A 19,694-nucleotide genomic window follows, 5' to 3' on the forward strand; every position below is an offset into this window, starting at 1 on the left:
ATAAGAACAATAGAAGATATTAGGAATCCAGATGAACCATTCTCTTTATATGATCGGTGCGCTTAAGAAGTTTGTTGTAGTGGGCTTAGGTAGCTTCATGGTGAGCGCTGCATTTGCGGCTGGCAGCGACTTTCCTCTTGATAGCGCTCCTAACCGTGTAAATAACAATGCCTCTTTGCAAAATGGCGCTAAGATTTTTGTGAACTACTGCTTAGGTTGCCATTCTGCAGTGAACTTACGTTACAACCGCTTGCGTGATATTGGTTTGAGTGATCAGCAGATTAAAGACAACTTGATCTTGGGCGATCAAAAGGTAGGCGATCTGATGACTATCTCGATGACCCCTAAGGATGCTAAGGCTTGGTTTGGTAAGGTTCCACCTGATTTATCGGTTGAAGCTCGTGCCCGCGGTACCGATTGGCTCTACACCTACTTCCGTACTTATTACAAGGATGAGGAGAGCCCAACGGGTTGGAATAACATGGTCTATCCCAATGTTGGTATGCCCCATGTATTGTGGGAACTCCAGGGTGAGCGTATTGCTAAGTTTGAAGAGGTAAAAGATCCCAAGAATCCTGCCAAGACAACTAAAGTCTTCAAAGGATTTGAGCAAACCACCCCAGGATTAATGAAGCCCCAAGAATATGATGATAATATTGCGGACCTCGTTTCATTTATGTCTTGGATGGCTGAGCCTACTCAGTTACAACGTAAGCGGATCGGTGTCGTCGTCCTTCTATTCCTTGCAATCTTTACCTTGCTTGCATGGCGTCTGAACAAGGCGTACTGGAAAGACATTCGCTAAGAACTAACTTAGCGTATTTTGATTATTTGATTTGAAGGATATTTGCTTATGATGGTGTTGTACTCGGGTACCAATTGCCCATTCTCACAACGCTGCCGCCTAGTTCTCTTTGAGAAGGGTATGGATTTTGAGATTCGTGATGTCGATCTCTTCAATAAACCAGAAGATATCTCGGTCATGAACCCCTATGGCCAAGTTCCTATTTTGGTTGAGCGTGATCTGATTTTGTATGAGTCCAACATCATTAATGAGTACATTGATGAGCGCTTTCCTCATCCACAGTTAATGCCGCCCGATCCAGTGGCTCGTGCCCGTGCCCGCTTATTTCTGTTTAATTTTGAGAAAGAGCTCTTTGTGCATGTGAGTGCGCTTGAGAACGAAAAGGGCAAGAGTGCTGAGAAGTTGCATGAGAAGGCCCGAATAGCAATTCGGGATCGGTTGACTCAATTAGCACCGGTATTTGTAAAGAACAAGTATATGTTGGGGGATGAGTTCTCAATGTTGGATGTGGCAATAGCTCCTCTGTTGTGGCGCTTAGAGCACTATGGCATTGACCTTTCCAGAAATGCTGCTCCACTCCTGAAATATGCTGAGCGCATTTTCAGTCGTCCTGCTTACATTGAGGCCTTGACCCCTTCGGAAAAGGTCATGCGCCGTTAATCGAAGCATATGTGTCGCTGGCTTAAAATAACAATATGGCTAGCGAAACCCCAAGTACCAAACCCTACCTCATCCGTGCACTGCATCAGTGGTGTACGGATTTTGGTTTTACTCCGTTCTTAGCCGTTTTTGTTGATGAACGGGTTGAAGTGCCCATGGAGTTTGTCAAAAATAACGAGATTGTTCTCAACATCTCTTCAGAGGCTTGCCATCAGCTGCATATTGAGAACGATTGGATCAGTTTTCAGGCAAGGTTTGGTGGTGTACCGAAGAAAGTATTAGTACCGGTCACGCACGTATTAGCAATCTACGCCCGAGAAAACGGCCAAGGGATGTCCTTCCCCTTTGATCCCGAGACCAAGGGTCCGGTAGATAAGGGACTTGGTAACCAAGAAGCCACCAAGACCAAGAGCGAGCGCCCTGTTTTGAAGATTGTGAAGTAAGTTAAAATCTCAATTCTAGAAGGTCAATGCCCCATTAGCTCATCTGGTAGAGCAACTGATTTGTAATCAGTAGGTGGTCTGTTCGAGTCGGACATGGGGCACCAATCACCCTCTTGATCCTATCTTCATTGATTCAGATCCACTTTCCTTGTCTCTGGCAGATACAGTATTGCCAAGGTTGCTGCAATCGCTAGGAAAAGAGTTGGATACCAAAGCCCTGCAAGTTGACTCGTAAACTCTTTATTGAGCCAGGTCACAATCAACGGTAGCAATCCCCCGATCCAGCCGGCTGCTAGGTTGTGTGGCAAAGTTGCTGCACTATTGCGTGTTCTCGCTGGAAACAGCTCCGCTAGAAGAGCCGTTTGAGGCCCCACAACTAATGAAAGCGGTATTGCCAGTGCAATTAAGGTTGCGCTCATTAGAAAATAATCAGGGGCGCTTTGCATTGATAGGCTTTGCAGAAATTGATAGGCAGGCTGAATCAGGATTGTTCCGAGTAACAAGCCGCTAATCACGACTGGACGTCGACCAATTTTGTCGGAGAGTGCTCCTGCAATAATCACCATCGGAAAGAGAACGAGCGTTGCGGTGATGGTGAGGGTATCCACAATTTGCGAACTCATTTGCAAGGCGGATTTCATGAAGATACCGGTATAGACCTGCACACAGAAAAAGAGGACAGATCCGCCCGCTGAGATGCAGAAGAACAACAGAAACATTTGTTTACGCGTTTCTTTGTCTTTAAAGTTATCGCGCAGTGGTGATTTGGCTAGCTCGCCTTTAGCGAGCATCGCTTTAAAGATTGGCGTTTCCTCAAGGGTCATCCGAACCTTGAGGGCAACTAGCAGAAGAACAATAGAGAACCAAAAAGGCACGCGCCAACCCCATTCTTTAAAACTCTCTGGATCTAAATAGTGATGGAGCAAGACCAATTGCAGGATCGAGGCCAGCATTCCAAGCGGCCCCATGAGTTGTAAAACACTTGTCTTCAATCCCCGGTTGGTGCTTCCTGCATGCTCAGTTAAGTAGACCGCACTCCCGCCAATTTCTCCACCGGCAGATAGGCCTTGAAGAAGTCTTAGGGTTACCAAGCAAATAGGTGCCCAAATCCCAATTTGCTCATAGGTGGGTAAAAATCCCACGGCGAAAGTAGCTCCGCCCATTAAGGTGATCGTGATTAGAAAAACTGGCCGACGCCCAATACGATCACCGAGAGAGCCAAAGAATGCTGCACCCAAGGGTCTAACCACCATCCCTGCCCCAAAGGTTGCAAGACTGGCTAAGAGGCCCGTCATGGGGTCGGAGCTTGGAAAAAAGAGTGGGGCAAAGGCCACTGCCAGGGTGGCAAAGGTGAGGAAGTCGTACCACTCTAGAAAGGTGCCAAAACAGGCAGCGGTGGCAATTTTGGGGTAAGAATGGTTGGTATCTGGGGGATTTTGCACAGTAGATTTATTATAAATAATTGATTTAATTGACTATTTTATTCAATACCCGAGTATTTTGTTGCATTGCACACATATTTATTGCGCAGCAGCAAATAATTGGGTATAGTTTCATGGTGCAGTGCAATATCAAACGAATTAATTAATTGGAGAGTACACCATGAATCAAGATCAAGTCGCAGCAAAATTGTCGCAAATCCAGAGCAAGAACCTTGAGACCGTATTTTCTTTGAGCGAAGCTGCTCTTGAGAATGCTCAGAAACTCGTTGAATTGAACTACGACGCTTCTAAAGCTGTGTTGTTAAATGCTCAAGAGAACATTCAGCAAGTATTGAGTGCAAAAGATCCAAAGCAAGTAACCGAACTTTTGCAAGCCGATACTTTGCAAGACGTTGGTAATCAAGCCATTGCTCATCAGCGCAAAGTAACCAAAGTATTGCGTGAGAGCGGTAAAGAGTTTGCTGATGTCGTAGAAGCTAGCATTGAGCAAGCTCAAGCTGGCATGCAAGACTGGGTAAATACCTTGGCTGCAAATGCACCCGCTGGTTCGGATGTGTTTGTATCTGCATTCAAAACCTCGATGAACTCGGTGATGCAAGGTATTGAGCAGTTCCGTGAAGCCAGCAAGGATGCATTGGCTACTGTTGAGAAATCAGCTGACCAAGCATTTGAAGCATTCCAAGGCCAATTGGCTCAAGTGAAAAAAGCCGCCGCTCCTGCAAAGGCTCGTAAGGTTGCTTAATTAGCAATTCGTTGTTCTTGAAGACCCGCTCCGAGTGAGCGGGTTTTTATTTATGCTGAGTCATCATCTTGCGCGAGTAGATTGCTCGCAATCATTTTATTGGGCTTCACACCCAATTCTTTCACTTTCTCAGCAGCTTTAATCAAATTGCCTTTGCCCGTTTTCAGTTTATTGAAGGCATCGTGATAACTCGATTGCGCTTGGTCTAGGCGTTTGCCAATTTGCTCAAGGTCTTCCACAAAGCCTACAAACTTGTCATAGAGGTTGGCGCACTGACGGGCAATCTCCATGGCATTTTTGTTCTGTTGATCCTGCCTCCATAAGTGGGCGACACTTCGCAAGGTGGCCATGAGGGTGCTGGGGCATACCAAGACGATATTTTTACTAAGCGCCTCTTGGTAGAGATTGGGGGCAGACTTGAGAGCACTTAAAAAAGCCGGCTCAATGGGAATAAACATCAATACAAAATCCACACTGGCGATATCCGCAATCCCAGCATAGTTCTTCCCAGACAAACCTTGAATATGTTGCCGAATTGATTGAATGTGGGCGAGTAGTTCCTTATCGGCTTCATCTGGACTGGCTGCCTCAGTATGTCTGGCATAGGCCGTAATTGATACTTTACTATCGATTACGAGGTGGCGACCCTCAGGTAACTTAATAATCACATCAGGCTGTAAGCGACTGCCATCCGCCTGCATATGGCTATCCTGAACCAGATACTCTTCTCCTTTGCGTAAGCCCGAGGACTCCAGGATGGATTCCAGAACGAGCTCTCCCCAGTTTCCTTGGGCCTTAGAGTCGCCCTTTAGCGCATTGGTAAGCGAGCGTGCCTCATCCGACATCTTGAGGTTGAGATTGGCTAGACGCTCAATTTCGTGCTTAAGTGCAAAGCGTTCCCTAGATTCTTTTTCGTAAGAGTTGCTCACTTGTTCCTTGAATTCAGTGAGCTTGGTTTGTAGCGGCTTTAGCAAAATATCGAGCTGCTGGGCATTTTGCTCCGTGAACTTCTTGGTTTTATCTTCCAAAATCTCATTGGCGAGATTCTTAAACTGGTTGGTGAGCGCCTCCTTGGCCTCGTTTAATGAATCAATCCGATGTTGAACTTGCTTACGCTCTGAATCCAACTCAGCCTCTAGGCGAATGGCGCGCTGGAGGACTTGGTCACGCTCAACCCTAATTTGCTCTAACTGGGCAGTTACCTCAGTAATAGTAGCCTGTTGTTGATTCTGATTGGATCGAAGAATGGCAACATACATTCCAAGCCCGATGGAAATGCCAAGGGCAACAATGGTAATCAGGGTAGGAAGGTCTGTCATGGGCTTAGTCTACTGCAGACCAAGCCCACCGAGTGAGCTTTTGAGGAGGGGGCTTGCGATCAAAGACCGAGGAGTTTTTTGAGTTCGCCGCTTTGGTACATCTCGGTCATGATGTCTGAACCACCAATGAACTCGCCATTGACATAAAGCTGAGGAATGGTTGGCCAGTTTGCATACTCTTTAATACCTTGGCGAATGGCTTCATCATCAAAGACATTGACGGTATGCAAGGTCTCTAGGCCACAGGCACGCAAGATATTCACGGCATTACCCGAGAAGCCGCATTGTGGGAACTGTGCGGTACCCTTCATAAATAGAACCACGGGATGGCTGGTCACAATTTCTTTGATCTTGGCTTGGGTATCACTCATGGTGATGAAATCCTTTCATAAACGAACTGGGTTTGCTTCAATTTTTACTTGATAGCTATTTTATGACCGATTAAAAAGTAGGGTCTTATTTTCTGGCCTGCGTGACTCGTAAATGCCCCGCTAGATCAGTAATGGTAGCAATTTCATGAAATGCACGCTTCTCTAGGAGCGTAGCAACTGCAGCCGCCTGATCATAGCCATGCTCGACGGCAATCAGTCCGCCAGGCTTTAAGTAATGCTGGGCGTGATTCACAATCTCCCGAATGCACGACAGGCCATCGCCATCATCAGTGAGCGCTGCTCTGGGCTCAAAGCGTAGATCGCCATCTTGCAAATGGGGATCATCCTTTTGGATATAAGGGGGGTTGCTGACAATTACATCAAATGTGTTTAGGTATCGATCGGGTATTGCTGCATACCAATTACTTTGCAAAAACTCGACCATATGGTTAAGCCCCAAGGCTTTAGCATTCTCGCAAGCAAGTTCAATCGCAGCAGTCGATTGATCAATCCCCAGAATGCTTAGATTGATCGGCGTTTTGCTGATAGCGCATTCATGGGCAATAGCAAGAGCAATCGCTCCAGAGCCGGTTCCCAAATCCAGAATCTGAATGGTTTGATTGGGGTAGTTCGCATCAATCCGCTTTATTTCTTCTAGCGCAAGATCGACCAAGAGCTCGGTCTCTGGGCGTGGGATCAATACCGCTTCATTGACCTTCAGCTCAATTCCATGAAAACTTTTCATTCCTGTGAGATAAGCCACGGGCACCCCAGACTCGCGCTGGGCCTCTAGCGATTTCCAGGCCGTTATGAGTTCATGGGGAAGCGGTTCTTGATCTTTGGCGATTAGGGCCGATCGTGACCAACCCAGATGCTTTTCAAGTAGATCCCCCAATAAGACCTTGGCATCCGTTTTATTGAGTGGGGTACTCTCGAGGAGAGTAGCAATCGTGTTGGCCATGATGCGGATTACGCATCGCCCATGGCGGCTAAGAGTTCAGCTTGATGTTCTGCTGCCAGGGCATTTAATAGATCGCCAATATCGCCATCCATCATGGCATCAATTTTGTAGAGGGTTAGGTTGATACGGTGATCGGTGATTCGGCCCTGGGGAAAGTTGTAGGTACGAATCCGGTCACTGCGATCGCCACTACCCACTAAGGATTTACGGGTTTGGGCTTGTTCTTGCTGCTGCGCATATCGTTGGGCATCCATGATGCGTGAGACTAAGACCTTCATGGCTTGATCTTTATTGCGATGTTGGCTGCGATCGTCTTGGCACTCCACCACTATTCCAGTAGGAAGGTGAGTGATCCGCACTGCAGAGTCGGTTTTATTGATGTGTTGTCCACCAGCACCCGAGGCCCGAAAGGTGTCGATGCGGATCTCTGCTGGATTAATTTTGACGCTCTCGATTTCATCGACTTCGGGCATCACTGCAACCGTACAAGCCGATGTATGAATCCGTCCTTGAGTCTCAGTTTGCGGGACGCGCTGTACCCGATGACCACCAGACTCAAACTTCATCTTGGCATAGACGTCATTGCCCGCTAAGCGCACGATCACCTCTTTATAGCCCCCAAGATCCGACTCGGCTTGACTAACAATCTCGGTTTTCCAGCCCTGACGCTCGGCGTAGCGGGTATACATGCGAAGAAGATCCGCTGCAAACAAAGCGCTTTCATCACCGCCAGTGCCCGCTCGGATCTCTAAAAAGATATTGCGCCCATCGTCTGCATCTTTGGGTAGCAAAAGGGTTTGTAGGCTTTTCTCAAGATCGGCCATCCGTGCTTGTGCATCTTTTTCTTCTTCGTCGGCAAAGTCCTTCATTTCTGGGTCAAGGCGCATTTCGCTCGCAGCCTTTGCATCCGCCTCCGCTTTTTTGTAAAGCCCAAACTGCTCCACCACCGTTGAGATATCAGCATGCTCACGCGTGAGTTTACGATAGACATCCATATCCTTCGCGGAGTCTTCTTGCATCAAAATGGTATTGAGTTCAGCCAAACGGGCATCCAGATGCTCCAGCTTGGCACGCATGCTGGATTTCATCTAATGGCTATCGGAGGGACTATTTTTATCGCTTGAGTGAGTGGCAAATAACTTGGGTAGTAATTTCAGTAAAGCATCACGCTCCGAACCACTAGCGTGTTGTAGGGCGTGTAAGGAGCCATGCAAGAACTTATTAGTAAGACCCTGGGCCATGGCATTGAGAACCTCTTGCGGGTCCTCGCCGCGAACTAAGCGTTTAAGGGCGCGCTCTAGCTCAATTTGTCGTAGGCGATCACCTTGTAGTTGAAGATCTTGGATTAACGGTACGGCATTACGGCCTTGTAGCCAGTGCATGAAATTACTCACACGCTCTTCAATAATGATCTCGGCCTGGCTTACTGCGGCTTGACGTAAATTGGCGCCGGCTTGGGCCATAGTGCCTAAGTCATCCACTGTATAGAGATACACATCATTTAATCGGGCGATCTCGGGCTCAAAGTCTCGTGGCACTGCCAGATCAATCATCACCATGGGCTTGCGACGCCTGAGCTTTAGGGCACTTTCCACCATCCCCAAGCCAATGATAGGTAGCGGGCTAGCGGTCGACGAGACAATAATGTCAAACTCATGAAGACGTGTGGGAAGGTCATTGAGACGAAAGGACTCTGCTTCGATATTTTGGGCTGAGATTGAGTCCGCCAGTTCTTGCCCACGCTCTACAGTACGATTTGCAATCGCTGCACCGCGGGGTTTACGAGCCACGAAGTGGGTGGCGCATAAGGTAATCATTTCACCGGCGCCGATAAATAGAATTTTCTGTTCACCAATCGATGCAAAGATGCGTTCGGCTAAGCGAACCGATGCAGCAGCCATCGAAATGGAATGGGCACCGATTTCAGTTGAGCCACGAACCTCCTTCGCAACGGAAAAGGTTTTCTGAAAGAGTTGATTGAGATAGGTTCCTAGGGCACCAGCCTCATTGGCGGTGCGAACCGCATCTTTCATTTGACCCAGGATTTGGGTCTCACCAATCACCATTGAATCCAAACCACAAGCTACCCGAAATGCATGACGTACGGCATCGGATTGTGGCAGGGTATAGATATGGGGTTGTAAAACGCTGGGTGCCAAATTTTGGCTTTTGGCTAACCAGTCAAACGTTGCCTCATGAAACTCACCCTCAGAGGCGGGATCATTAGCCGCGCAATAGAGTTCGGTACGATTGCAGGTCGACAGAATGGTTGCCTCAGGCATGCCGCCACGATTAACGCCACCCAAATGGGAGCGTAGGTCGGATAATGCGTCAAGCAGACCCTCGGGATCAAAAGCCACTTTTTCCCGAACGGCAACTGGCGCTGTGTGATGGTTAATACCCAAAGTCAACAGCTTCATATTGATAATTATAGGTTTCTTGGGGCTAATAGGGGCGTTTTGAATGGGGTTTTTGGCTTATTTACTACTCGGAAGCTTGATGGGCTGGGCTGCTGCCCATTATTTTCCTGGGTTTTCCCCTAGAAATAAGGGTGCTAAACGACCCAAGCGAACCAAGGCTACTTACCTCTGGAGCATGTCCCTGGGGATTCTTGGGACTGCCTTTGCAAGTTTTGGAGGCCAAGCTGCGGGGCTATTTACTGCTGGGCAAATGCTCGAGTGGGGCAGTGCGATTGTGGGGGGATTTTTGTTCAGTTTAATGTATTTATTATTCAAAAAATGATAAAAATTTCATATAGAATAAAGGGTATTTAAGACTTTTATTGACAAAACTTGCCAAAAATTTAAAATGAAGACAATGACAACAATGAATATTTCCCTACCTAACTCAATGAAAATATTTGTTGATCAGCAGGTTAGTAGTCGAGGGTATGGAACAAGTAGTGAGTACTTGAGAGAACTTATTCGCAAGGAGCAAGAAAGAAACGTCTTAAGAGAATTGCTGCTTGCAGGGGCCTCATCGAAACCGGTTCAAGAGATTAATTCTGGATATTTTGATGGGTTAAGAAAAAAAGCAAAGAAATTAGCTTCTAGTTGATCTCAAAAAAATTAATACTTCTAGATTTTGCGAATAGAGATGCTGACAAGATTATCAAAGACACTGTCTGCGATTATGGCCTGGCTGCCTCATTGAAATTAATTGATGAACTTGAAAAATCTTTAAGACGAATAGGCCGTTATCCAAAATTAGGCTCCTTAAGAATTGGTCAGGAAATTAGTTTTGATAACTTAAGGTCGTATGCACTCAAAAAAGCGCCATATATTATTTTTTATTTAGAACATGAAGAATACATTGGTGTGATACGAATACTTCACCAAAAACAAGATATTCCCTTTTGGCTTGAGAATTTGGCCTGAGCGGTAAAGCTAAACCCAATCGATCGTCTCCATATTTATAGAAGTTAAATACGCATTTGCCTTCGTAAAGTGCCCAGAACTTTTTTGATCACCTGGGTAGATAAATGGTTGTTTTGTTTTATAGACTCCAAGGCCTGAGGGGTGGGAGGATTTTAGGATGAGGTGTTGGTTGGGATTGTGAATGTATTCCTCCATAGACTGCGCATGGCCACCCCAAAGCATCCAAACGAGATTGGGTTGTTGCGAGAGTTTTTGAATGATCTCAATCACGAAAGGTTTCCACCCTAATTGCGCATGCGAGTTTGCTTCACTGAGACGAACTGAGAGGGCGGTGTTTAATAACAATACCCCTTGCTTTGCCCAGTGAGTTAAATCACCATTGCTGAGAGATCCCAATCCCTCAAGCATTAATGCTTTATTGATATTGCGCAGTGAGCTAGGAAATTGTTTGGATTGCAGCTGAATATCTTTGGGGACTGAGAATGCCAAGCCTTGTGCCAGCCCCGGAGAGTGATAGGGGTCTTGACCTAAGATTATGACCTTCACCTGGTTTACCGGTGTGAGATGCAAAGCATTGAAGATCCGCTCTCGATCGGGACGAATCGCATCGCCATGTTCTTGGTATTCGATAGCAAACTTTTTAGATAGGGAGTACCAATTACTTGATTGCAGATAGTCATTTAATAGCAGCCGCCAATCATCAGGGATGAAGTGCTTTAGATCCATGCTGATGGAGCAATACTATTTTTTAGGCTGCTTGAGCTCATATTGAGCTGGACAGTCGAGCTTTAAGGCAACGCTAGTTTGATGCTCTTGATCTTGTCGGAAGTAATGGAAAGCGATTTTCTTGCTGTTCACAAGACTTCCGAGCACTTGATCCATTCTCGCGCTGATGATGCGTTGCTGATTAATGCTACCGATCAGATCGTTTGGGGCCAGCCCTGCCTGCTGGGCAATGCCACCATCAAGCACATGCGTTACCTTGATCCAGCCGTTGCTATCGGTATAGCGCATCCCAAGGGCTAGTTTGATGGATTCAGTAAAGTTCGCTTGCTTTTGTGCCACTTCGATATTAGCAATCTGAGGTAACCAAATCTGCAAGGGTAGATCTTCTGTGCCATCAATGTAGTCGCGCTTAAAGCGTTGCCAAGTTTTATTAAAGCCAATCCCAATCGTTGAGCTAATGGCTAGATCTAGGGCATATTGATTAATTCCAATCCCAGTTTTGCCATGTTCTTTCCATAAAAAGCGCATGACATTATCCAGTGAGTGTTGATGGATTGAGTGCTGCCGAATTAAAAGATCCAGACCTAGGGCAATGAGTGATCCTTTGGCGTAGTAACTCACTACTGAATTAGGCGTATTCTCATCCATCTGGTAATACTTGGTCCAAGCATCAAAGGAGCTATCGGCAACGCTTTGTTTGGTTCTGCCAGGATTTCGCAATACCCCGTTCCAATTGTTAGCCACTAGCTCCAAGTAGCGCTCCATGTTGACGCACCCACTACGTATGAGTTGGAGATCGTCGTAGTAACTGGTAAATCCTTCAAAGAGCCACAACAGTCGGGTGTGGTTGCGTTCATTTAAGCGATAGGGTTGAAAGGCTTTCGCCTGAATTCGTTTGACGAGCCAGGCATGAAAATACTCATGACTACAGAGTCCTAAAAACTCTTCATACGATTTTTTAGGCCTTTGAGTGCTGTGATCACCGTAAGGTAATTGATCGCGTTTACACAATAGCGCCGTGCTGTCGCGATGCTCGAGCCCACCATAGCCATCGAGAGCAGCATTAACAATAAATAGATATTGTTTAAATGGTGCCTTGGGCTTGCGAGGCTCAAATAAACGAATCGTGGCATCACAGATTCCTTGGAGATCATTTGCAAGTTGATTTCGATCGAGTAATTGTGATTGCTCGCTCGTTAATCCCTGAATGACCATGCGGTGAGGAGTGCCGAAGGATTGCCACTCAATCGTCTCAAACTGTCCGAGCGCGACCGGATGATCAATCAAATCTGCATAATCTTTGGCCATATAAAAGCCAAAACTGCTTGCATCGGTCTTCACCTGGCGAAGCGTCGTTTGTACTTGCCATTGCTTGTTAGTCTGATTATGTGACGGGGCAATAGCCAGTGAACAGGGTAAATGGGCCTGACCTTCGACGGCGAGACAGAGACTGGTGGGATTAAAGAAGCCACGATCCTGATCTAAATAAGCCGTGCGTACCGATTGATCAAAGGCATATACCGTAGTGACAATCTCGCAAGACCCAGTTCCTTTGGGGATACGCCAGCGATCATTATCGAGACGCTCTAGGGCAATCTTTTTCTTTACTTCGGTCTGATTTCTGGGGAGAGTAAAGGCGGCAATCGACTCAATATGCTTACTAAAGTCCCGAATTAAATAACTACCTGGAATCCATGCAGGCATATGCACAACTTGCCCTTGAGGATTTGGATGGTGAATCACGAGCGAAACGGTAAAGCGATGACCATGTAGATCATCAGGCCATACCGTGTACTGAATTGCAGGGGTGGAATCCAAAGCCATCATGAATTATTTCAAAGAGGCGAGCTTCTTCTCGATATCAGAGAGCTGTACAGCTCCTGGAAAGCGACTGCCATCGGTAAAGAAAATGGTGGGCGTGCCATTGATTCCATAGGTCTTGGCAATGGCCATATTTTTATCAATTGGATTGGTGCAATCCGATTTGCCACTTGGGGTAATGTTGCTAAGCATCCAATCGTTCCAGGCTTTTTGCTGATCAGCGGCGCACCAAATTTGTTTTGATTTGAGTGCCGAGTCCGCCGAGAGAATTGGAATCAAATAGTTGTAGATAGTGACATTATCGAGTTGTTGCAAGCTTCGCTCTAGCCGTTTGCAGTAACCACAGTTGGGATCCGAGAACACGGCAATTTGACGGCTACCATTACCACGTACGATTTTGATCGCGTTAGCCTGGGGAAGCTCTGACCATTTGATTCGATTGATATCCTCTTGACGCTTGGCGGTTAAGTTGGCGCCCGATGCGAGCTCAATCATTTCCCCCTGAATCAAATACTTGGCACTGCTATCGGTATAGAAAATCTCTTGATTGATCTGGACCTCAAATAAACCTGGAATTGGCGATGGCGTAATGTTACGAACGTTTGCTGAGGTGCCTAAGCGTTTTTGCAACTCGGCACGAACTTGTCTTTCTGACATGGCATCGACTGAGCCAAAAAAGCCGACCAAGACGATCACTAGACCTAAATGCTGAATCAATTTACCCATGCAACTGTTCTCCTAGTGCGCGCTCAATCAGTTGGCGCTTGATGATATGACTTCGATTAACCATTCCTAAGCCCCAGTTTCGTAATCCCTTTTCGATTGAGCTTTGTGCTGCAAACAGTTTCTTTAAGCGATCCGTCAGCCATAAAAGTGAGGTGGTATCTCCTTCGCGCTCGCGCTCATAGCGACGCAGCAAAATGCGATCATCCACTTCGCGATAGGACTCTTTGTGCTTCATGATGTGAAGCAGGCTTGCCACATCCCGTAAGCCTAGATTGAGGCCTTGACCAGCCAATGGGTGCATGACGTGTGCAGAATCACCAACCAAGATTAATTTAGGATCGTAGTCTGGGCCAATCAGGCGATGCGCTTTGATGCAACGCAGAGGAAAGCTTGCTGGCGTAGATTGCAGTTGCAGCTCACCGAGTTGATCATGAACTTCCACACCAAATTGGTTTGACCATGTCTGGCTATCCAGTTGTAATAAATAGTCGGCATGCTCATTTTGTGTTGACCATACCATTGAAACCTGTTGCTGGGGTAATGGCAGCATGGCTAAGATGTCGCCACTAGGCAAGAACCATTGGTAGGCGGTCTCGCGATGGGCAATCGAGCAGGTAAAGTTGGCAACCACTGCGTGCTGATCATAGGAGTGTTGATCGATTTCAATTCCAACTGACTGGCGTAGAGGGGAGTTCGCACCATCGGCTGCGATCACCAGTTTGGCTTGGATGGTTCGACCATTGCTCAATGAAAGCGTTGGAGAAGTATTGGGCTCAAACCGAACCTCGTCAACACTGGCCTCAATGCTTTGTAGATTCTTACTGAACCGCATCGCTTGGGTTAGCGTGGCTTCAATCAAATCAGATTCAGCAATCCAGGCAAGTTCCGGTCGACCGGCTTCAAAGGCCGAGAAATGCAGTTGATCATGCTTTTGCCCACGATCGCCATAGATTCGCATATCGCGCACTGCTTGAATGCGATTCTGATCTAAGCCATCCCAAATGTTTAGTTCGGATAAAAGATGTTTGGTACTCGGTGAGAGCGCATAGATTCGCTGCCCAAAGGAAGGCTCAAGCGCAATTGTCTGATGCAAATCGGGTGCAATTTGAATCACCGAGTAGCCCAGTTGCGCCATGGCAAGTGCACTTGCCTTACCCACAATACCACCCCCAACGACCGCAAAGTCGGATTGGGTATTGGTGTGTTGGGCAGAATTGGATGTACTTTGGGAATGCATACCAAGATGATAGCGAATCAAGCGCATTTACAATGGGGGCATGTCACTCAAATGCGGAATCGTTGGCCTGCCGAATGTAGGCAAATCCACCCTGTTTAATGCCCTCACCAAGGCAGGTATTGCAGCCGAAAATTATCCCTTTTGTACGATTGAGCCCAATGTGGGCATGGTCGAGGTCCCGGATCCTCGTTTGGCTGCCTTAGCGCAGATTGTGAGTCCTGAGCGAATCGTGCCCGCCACGGTCGAGTTTGTCGATATTGCTGGATTGGTAGCCGGCGCCTCCAAAGGGGAGGGTCTTGGAAATCAATTTTTGGCCAATATTCGGGAGACCGATGCGATTACCCACGTTGTGCGTTGCTTTGAGGATGCCAATGTGGTTCATGTGAGTGGCAAAGTCGACCCGATTGCAGACATTGGAGTGATTGATACCGAATTAGCTCTGGCAGATTTGGGTACGGTTGAGAAAGCCCTGCAGCGTTACTCGAAGGCAGCTAAATCGGGTAACGATAAAGAGGCCGCAGCCTTGGTTGCGGTACTCACCAAAGTTCAGGCGCAACTGGATCAAGCCTTGCCGGTAAGGGCCATGAGCCTTAGTAAGGAAGAGTTAGTTCTTCTTAAACCTTTTTGCTTAATTACAGCAAAACCGGCGATGTATGTCGCGAATGTGAAAGAAGATGGGTTTGAGAGCAATCCCCATCTTGAGGCGGTTAAGGAGCATGCTGCTAAAGAGAATGCGCCGGTCGTTGCGGTATGCGCAGCCATTGAAGCTGAGATTGCTGATTTAGAGGATGCTGACAAGGCCGAGTTCTTGGCTGATCTGGGGATGAGCGAACCAGGTCTTAATCGAGTAATTCGGGCGGGCTATAGCTTATTGGGTTTACAAACTTACTTCACAGCGGGCGTGAAAGAGGTGCGTGCTTGGACCATACATATTGGCGATACGGCGCCTCAGGCTGCTGGCGTGATTCATACGGATTTCGAACGCGGCTTTATTCGAGCACAAACGATTGCGTATGACGATTACATTCAATACAAAGGTGAGCAGGGCGCAAAGGAAGCGGGTAAGATGCGCGCCGAAGGTAAGGAATACATCGTCAAGGATGGCGATGTCTTGAACTTTTTATTTAACGTCTAAGTCAAGCAAATAATGCTGCAAGTGCCTTGCCTGGATGCTCAGCGCGCATAAAGGCTTCGCCAATTAAAAATGCATTAACCCCGGCCCCTTGCATCCGCTTGACATCGTTGGCATTGAGAATCCCCGACTCTGTAATGACGAGCTTTTCTTTAGGAATAGCTGGCAATAGATCGAGGGTGGTTTGTAAGCTGACCTCAAAGGTTTTGAGATTACGGTTATTGATGCCCAGTAGCGGCGTTTGCAGTTCAAGAGCCACTTCTAATTCCACCCCATCATGAACTTCGACTAATACATCAAGCTGGTTCTCGATCGCACATGCTTCAAGCTCTTGCATTTGCGATAACTCAAGTGCCGCGACAATTAAAAGGATTGCATCAGCACCCATCGCCCGCGCCTCATAGACCTGATAAGGGTCAATGATGAAGTCCTTGCGAATCACTGGCAAAGAGCATGCAGCTCGGGCTTCTTTGAGATATTGTGGTGAACCCATGAAGTAATCCCGATCGGTGAGGACCGATAAGCAGGTCGCGCCATGCGCGGCATAACTTTGGGCAATGTCATGTGGCATAAAGTGCTCACGCAGCACTCCTTTGCTCGGACTTGCTTTTTTGATTTCTGCAATGATGCCGGGTTTGTGATTACTGACGGAGTCTATCAGTACTTGAGCAAAGCCACGCACCTTTCTATTTGGATCAGAATTAGCACTCAATGCCTCTTTTAAGATTTCACCACTAGAGATCAATCGTTGCGCAGCCACAATCTCATGTCGCTTAGTCTCCAGAATACGATTCAGAATATCGCTCATGAGGCAAGACTTTGCGTTAACGCAACAAACGCTTCGAGTTTCTGTTTAGCCTTACCCGAAGCAATTGTGCTGTGAGCCAGCTCGATACCATCGGCAATCGATGGAGAGACATTAGCAGCATAGAGGGTGGCGCCTGCATTGAGGCACACAATATTGCGTGCAGGCCCTGATTGATTGTTCATGATATTCAAAATGATGGCTTTGGATTCTTGCGCATCAGCAACCTTTAGAGTGTCCATTGAAGCGTGAGGGATTCCAAAATCACTGGGCTTAATTTCATACTGATTGATTTGCCCCTTGCGCAGTTCAGCGACCATGGTGGGGCCCGAGAGCGTGATCTCATCTAAGCCGTCATTGCCATGAACCACTAAAGCGTGCTCGGCCCCCATTAGCTGTAAGACTTTTGCTTGAGTAGCCACTAGCTCTGGATGAAATACGCCCATCACAATATTGGGCGCTTTTGCGGGATTGGTGAGGGGTCCCAAAATATTAAAGATGGTGCGTACCCCTAGGTCCTTGCGGACCGGAACCACGTTTTTCATGGCGGGGTGATGATTGGGGGCGAACATAAAGCCAATACCAAGTTGCTCAATGCATTGACTTACTGCAGCGGCGCTCAGGTTTAGTTTGACCCCGAGCGCTTCCAAAACATCAGCGCTGCCTGACTTGCTACTAACACTTCGGTTGCCATGCTTCGCAATCTTGGCCCCTGCCGCGGACGCAACAAACATGGATGCTGTCGAAATATTAAAGGTATGGGCACCATCGCCACCGGTACCCACTACATCGACTAGATGGGTCTTATCCTTAACATCCACAGCAGTAGCAAAGTCCCGCATCACGGTCGCCGCCGCAGCAATTTCGGTGGGCGTTTCTTTTTTGCTACGAAGGGCAACCAAAAGGGCGGCCACCATCGGGCCTGGCAGTTCACCACCCATAATGGCGCGCATGATCTGTACCATTTCGGCTTCGGGTAACTCTTTGCCGTCAATCAAGTGTTGCAGGGTTTGGGATGGGGTCATGGCCGTTTCTTACTTCATCGCTAGAAAGTTTTTCAGGAGAGCGTGACCGTGCTCAGAGAGAATCGACTCTGGATGAAATTGGACACCCTCCACGCATAACTCTTTATGACGCACGCCCATGATTTCGCCATCGTCAGTTTGTGCGGTGATGGTTAAGCAACTGGGTAAGTTCTCTCGATTAATAGCGAGCGAGTGATAGCGCGTCACCCGAAATGATTTTGGGAGATGTTTAAATACGCCTTCGTCGGTATGGTTGATCTCATCAGTTTTGCCGTGCATCACTTTCTTAGCGCGGATCACCTCGCCTCCAAAAGCCTCACCAATCGCTTGATGCCCAAGGCAGACGCCCAGAATCGGAATCTTACCCGCATAGGTCTTGATGGTATCAACTGAGATCCCTGCTTCCTTTGGGCTGCAAGGTCCCGGGGAGATACAAATCCGATCCGGATTGATTTTGGCAATATCCGCAACGCTGATTTCATCATTACGGACAACTTTCACGTCTTCGCCAAGCTCTGCAAAGTATTGCACCAAGTTATAAGTAAAGGAGTCGTAGTTATCGATCATTAAGAGCATCGTTATGCTCCTTTAGAGGATTCGGTTAATTCAGCAGCTGCTAATACTGCTTTCGCTTTCACTTCGGTCTCTTTCCATTCGGAGGTGGGATCCGAATCGGCCACGACACCTGCGCCCGCTTGCGAGTGCAGCATGCCGTCTTTAATCACACCGGTGCGGATCACAATCGCCACATCCATATCGCCTGAGAACGAGAGATAACCGGCAGCACCGCCATAGATACCACGTTTGGTAATTTCCATTTCATCAATAATTTCCATCGCCCGAATTTTGGGGGCACCAGATAGGGTGCCGGCAGGGAAGGTGGCGCGTAAGACATCCATATTGCTCATATTGTCCTTAAGCTCACCTTCGACGGAGCTAACGATATGTTGCACGTGGGAATACTTTTCAATTACCATCGAATCGGTGACCTTGACACTTCCGGTCTTAGCGATGCGCCCAACATCATTACGGGCTAGATCAATCAACATTACATGCTCAGCAATTTCTTTGGGATCTGCCAACAACTCTTTCGCGAGTTGCGCATCTTCCTCAGGAGTCGCACCGCGGCGACGAGTTCCGGCTAAGGGCCGAATCGTGACCATTTTGCGTCCCTCACGTTTTTCTTGGCGCACCAAGATCTCGGGGGATGAGCCCACAATTTGCAAATCCCCAAAGTCATAGAAATACATGTAAGGGGAGGGGTTGAGTGAGCGTAATGCGCGGTAGAGTTGCAATGGTGGTTCAGTGAAGGTTCGGCTGATGCGCTGGCCAATGACCACCTGCATACAATCGCCTGCGAGGATATAGTCCTTGGTGCGACGCACTGCATCTTCAAAATCGCTCGCTCTAAATTTACGGATAAGCTCAGGGTACGGCTTGGATGCTTGTTCTTCGGGTATCTGGATCGGGACTGTAAGCATGGCTTGCAAGTTTTGCAGCCGTTTAGTGCCGCTCTCATAAGCGTTAGAGTCATTGGGATCTACATACACAATGAAATAGATCTTGCCTGCGACATTGTCAACCACAGCCAATTCCTCGGTGAGCATCAGCTGAATATCAGGCACACCGATTTCATCGGGTAAGGAGTGAACCGCAAGTCGCTTTTCAATATAACGAACCGTGTCGTAGGCGAAGTAACCGGCTAAGCCACCACAAAAACGCGGCAGATTTGCCTGAGGGGCGACCTTAAAGCGTTTGAGATAGTGATCAATAAAGTCAAGCGGGTTCTCGTGATTGCGCTCAATGACCGTATCGTCGTGCACGATCTCATTGGTTGGGTTACTAGGGGTGCCAACGGTTCTAAAAATAGTTCGTGCCGGTAGGCCAATAATGGAATAGCGCCCAAAGCGCTCGCCGCCATAAACGGATTCCAACAAAAAGGTATTTTTTTGGCCAGACTTTTGGGTCAGCTTCAAGTAGAGCGATAGGGGGGTCTCGAGATCGGCAAGTGACTCCGCAACCAGCGCCACACGGTTATACCCTTGCTTCGCAAATTTGTGTAAGTCAATTGTATTCATCATGCCCAGGTCGTCTTTAATGAT

Annotated in this window: 22 protein-coding genes and 1 tRNA gene; 9 read left to right on the top strand and 14 right to left on the bottom strand. The window is 47.5% G+C overall.

The window, feature by feature from the left end; genetic code table 11:
* Positions 1-49: 49 nt before the first annotated feature.
* The 4 genes from QUE64_RS00625 to QUE64_RS00640 all read left to right on the top strand — a co-directional run bounded on the left by QUE64_RS00625 (position 50) and on the right by QUE64_RS00640 (position 2,012).
* Positions 50-805: a cytochrome c1 gene (locus QUE64_RS00625; protein WP_458574695.1), complete on the top strand. Its 756-nt coding sequence runs from the start codon at positions 50-52 to the stop codon at positions 803-805.
* A gap of 48 nt (positions 806-853) precedes the next feature.
* On the top strand, positions 854-1,465 hold the full coding sequence (locus tag QUE64_RS00630; RefSeq protein ID WP_108507650.1) for a glutathione S-transferase N-terminal domain-containing protein: 612 nt from the start codon (positions 854-856) through the stop codon (positions 1,463-1,465).
* A 35-nt stretch (positions 1,466-1,500) separates the two neighbouring features.
* Entirely contained in the window at positions 1,501-1,908 is a 408-nt protein-coding gene (locus tag QUE64_RS00635) for a ClpXP protease specificity-enhancing factor (protein ID WP_286225475.1), read from the top strand.
* Positions 1,909-1,936: 28 nt separating this feature from the next.
* Positions 1,937-2,012: transfer RNA gene (locus QUE64_RS00640), tRNA-Thr, on the top strand.
* A gap of 21 nt (positions 2,013-2,033) precedes the next feature.
* Here QUE64_RS00640 and QUE64_RS00645 read toward each other — a convergent pair.
* Entirely contained in the window at positions 2,034-3,350 is a 1,317-nt protein-coding gene (locus tag QUE64_RS00645; RefSeq protein WP_286225476.1) for an MFS transporter, read from the bottom strand.
* Between the two features lie 160 nt (positions 3,351-3,510).
* On the opposite strand from QUE64_RS00645, the gene QUE64_RS00650 reads away from it, so the two are divergent.
* On the top strand, positions 3,511-4,092 hold the full coding sequence (locus QUE64_RS00650; RefSeq protein WP_286225477.1) for a phasin family protein: 582 nt from the start codon (positions 3,511-3,513) through the stop codon (positions 4,090-4,092).
* Between the two features lie 50 nt (positions 4,093-4,142).
* On the opposite strand, the gene QUE64_RS00655 is transcribed toward QUE64_RS00650, so the two are convergent.
* The 5 genes from QUE64_RS00655 to hemA all read right to left on the bottom strand — a co-directional run bounded on the left by QUE64_RS00655 (position 4,143) and on the right by hemA (position 9,163).
* Complete coding sequence (locus QUE64_RS00655; protein WP_286225478.1) at positions 4,143-5,411, bottom strand: DNA recombination protein RmuC; 1,269 nt, start codon at positions 5,409-5,411, stop codon at positions 4,143-4,145.
* Between the two features lie 59 nt (positions 5,412-5,470).
* Positions 5,471-5,782 (bottom strand): Grx4 family monothiol glutaredoxin, encoded by a 312-nt coding sequence (gene grxD / locus QUE64_RS00660; protein ID WP_108507666.1) that lies wholly within the window; start codon positions 5,780-5,782, stop codon positions 5,471-5,473.
* A gap of 85 nt (positions 5,783-5,867) precedes the next feature.
* Complete coding sequence (gene prmC / locus QUE64_RS00665) at positions 5,868-6,743, bottom strand: peptide chain release factor N(5)-glutamine methyltransferase (protein ID WP_286225479.1); 876 nt, start codon at positions 6,741-6,743, stop codon at positions 5,868-5,870.
* Between the two features lie 8 nt (positions 6,744-6,751).
* Positions 6,752-7,831 carry a peptide chain release factor 1 gene (gene prfA / locus QUE64_RS00670; RefSeq protein WP_286225480.1) on the bottom strand — a complete coding sequence of 360 codons (1,080 nt, stop codon included), beginning with the start codon at positions 7,829-7,831 and terminating at the stop codon, positions 6,752-6,754.
* The gene (hemA, locus tag QUE64_RS00675) at positions 7,832-9,163 is read right to left on the bottom strand and encodes a glutamyl-tRNA reductase (RefSeq protein ID WP_286225481.1); all 1,332 of its coding nucleotides are present in this window, start codon (positions 9,161-9,163) and stop codon (positions 7,832-7,834) included.
* Between the two features lie 43 nt (positions 9,164-9,206).
* Here hemA and QUE64_RS00680 point away from each other — a divergent pair, with 43 nt between their 5' ends.
* The 3 genes from QUE64_RS00680 to QUE64_RS00690 all read left to right on the top strand — a co-directional run bounded on the left by QUE64_RS00680 (position 9,207) and on the right by QUE64_RS00690 (position 10,120).
* On the top strand, positions 9,207-9,485 hold the full coding sequence (locus QUE64_RS00680) for a hypothetical protein (protein WP_286225482.1): 279 nt from the start codon (positions 9,207-9,209) through the stop codon (positions 9,483-9,485).
* A gap of 75 nt (positions 9,486-9,560) precedes the next feature.
* On the top strand, positions 9,561-9,800 hold the full coding sequence (locus tag QUE64_RS00685) for a ribbon-helix-helix domain-containing protein (protein ID WP_108507671.1): 240 nt from the start codon (positions 9,561-9,563) through the stop codon (positions 9,798-9,800).
* Positions 9,797-10,120 (top strand): type II toxin-antitoxin system RelE/ParE family toxin, encoded by a 324-nt coding sequence (locus tag QUE64_RS00690; RefSeq protein ID WP_286225483.1) that lies wholly within the window; start codon positions 9,797-9,799, stop codon positions 10,118-10,120. Before QUE64_RS00685 ends, QUE64_RS00690 begins: the two co-directional genes overlap by 4 nt.
* Before the next feature lie 9 nt (positions 10,121-10,129).
* Here the strand turns inward: QUE64_RS00690 and QUE64_RS00695 are convergent, their stop codons facing one another.
* Genes QUE64_RS00695 through QUE64_RS00710 form a run of 4 tightly spaced genes read right to left on the bottom strand, consistent with a single transcriptional unit; the run spans position 10,130 to position 14,630 of the window.
* Positions 10,130-10,846: a uracil-DNA glycosylase gene (locus QUE64_RS00695; RefSeq protein ID WP_286225484.1), complete on the bottom strand. Its 717-nt coding sequence runs from the start codon at positions 10,844-10,846 to the stop codon at positions 10,130-10,132.
* Positions 10,847-10,861: 15 nt separating this feature from the next.
* Entirely contained in the window at positions 10,862-12,673 is a 1,812-nt protein-coding gene (locus QUE64_RS00700; protein ID WP_286225485.1) for a M61 family metallopeptidase, read from the bottom strand.
* Positions 12,674-12,676: 3 nt separating this feature from the next.
* Positions 12,677-13,393, bottom strand: coding sequence for a DsbC family protein (locus QUE64_RS00705; protein WP_286225486.1), 717 nt, complete (start codon positions 13,391-13,393; stop codon positions 12,677-12,679).
* Positions 13,386-14,630 (bottom strand): FAD-dependent monooxygenase, encoded by a 1,245-nt coding sequence (locus QUE64_RS00710; protein ID WP_286225487.1) that lies wholly within the window; start codon positions 14,628-14,630, stop codon positions 13,386-13,388. Before QUE64_RS00710 ends, QUE64_RS00705 begins: the two co-directional genes overlap by 8 nt.
* A gap of 40 nt (positions 14,631-14,670) precedes the next feature.
* Here QUE64_RS00710 and ychF point away from each other — a divergent pair, with 40 nt between their 5' ends.
* Positions 14,671-15,765, top strand: a complete 1,095-nt coding sequence (gene ychF, locus QUE64_RS00715; RefSeq protein WP_286225488.1) for a redox-regulated ATPase YchF — start codon at positions 14,671-14,673, stop codon at positions 15,763-15,765.
* Position 15,766: 1 nt separating this feature from the next.
* Here ychF and trpC read toward each other — a convergent pair whose 3' ends face one another.
* The 4 genes from trpC to trpE are packed head-to-tail and all read right to left on the bottom strand — an operon-like array spanning position 15,767 to position 19,670.
* The gene (gene trpC / locus QUE64_RS00720; RefSeq protein WP_286225489.1) at positions 15,767-16,570 is read right to left on the bottom strand and encodes an indole-3-glycerol phosphate synthase TrpC; all 804 of its coding nucleotides are present in this window, start codon (positions 16,568-16,570) and stop codon (positions 15,767-15,769) included.
* Positions 16,567-17,592 (bottom strand): anthranilate phosphoribosyltransferase, encoded by a 1,026-nt coding sequence (gene trpD / locus QUE64_RS00725; protein WP_286225490.1) that lies wholly within the window; start codon positions 17,590-17,592, stop codon positions 16,567-16,569. The genes trpC and trpD overlap by 4 nt, the downstream gene beginning before the upstream one ends.
* A 9-nt stretch (positions 17,593-17,601) precedes the next feature.
* Entirely contained in the window at positions 17,602-18,168 is a 567-nt protein-coding gene (locus QUE64_RS00730; protein WP_286225491.1) for an anthranilate synthase component II, read from the bottom strand.
* A gap of 2 nt (positions 18,169-18,170) precedes the next feature.
* Positions 18,171-19,670: an anthranilate synthase component I gene (gene trpE, locus QUE64_RS00735; protein ID WP_286226124.1), complete on the bottom strand. Its 1,500-nt coding sequence runs from the start codon at positions 19,668-19,670 to the stop codon at positions 18,171-18,173.
* Positions 19,671-19,694 lie beyond the last annotated feature (24 nt).

The organism is Polynucleobacter sp. HIN7 (assembly GCF_030297595.1).
Taxonomy (GTDB): domain Bacteria; phylum Pseudomonadota; class Gammaproteobacteria; order Burkholderiales; family Burkholderiaceae; genus Polynucleobacter.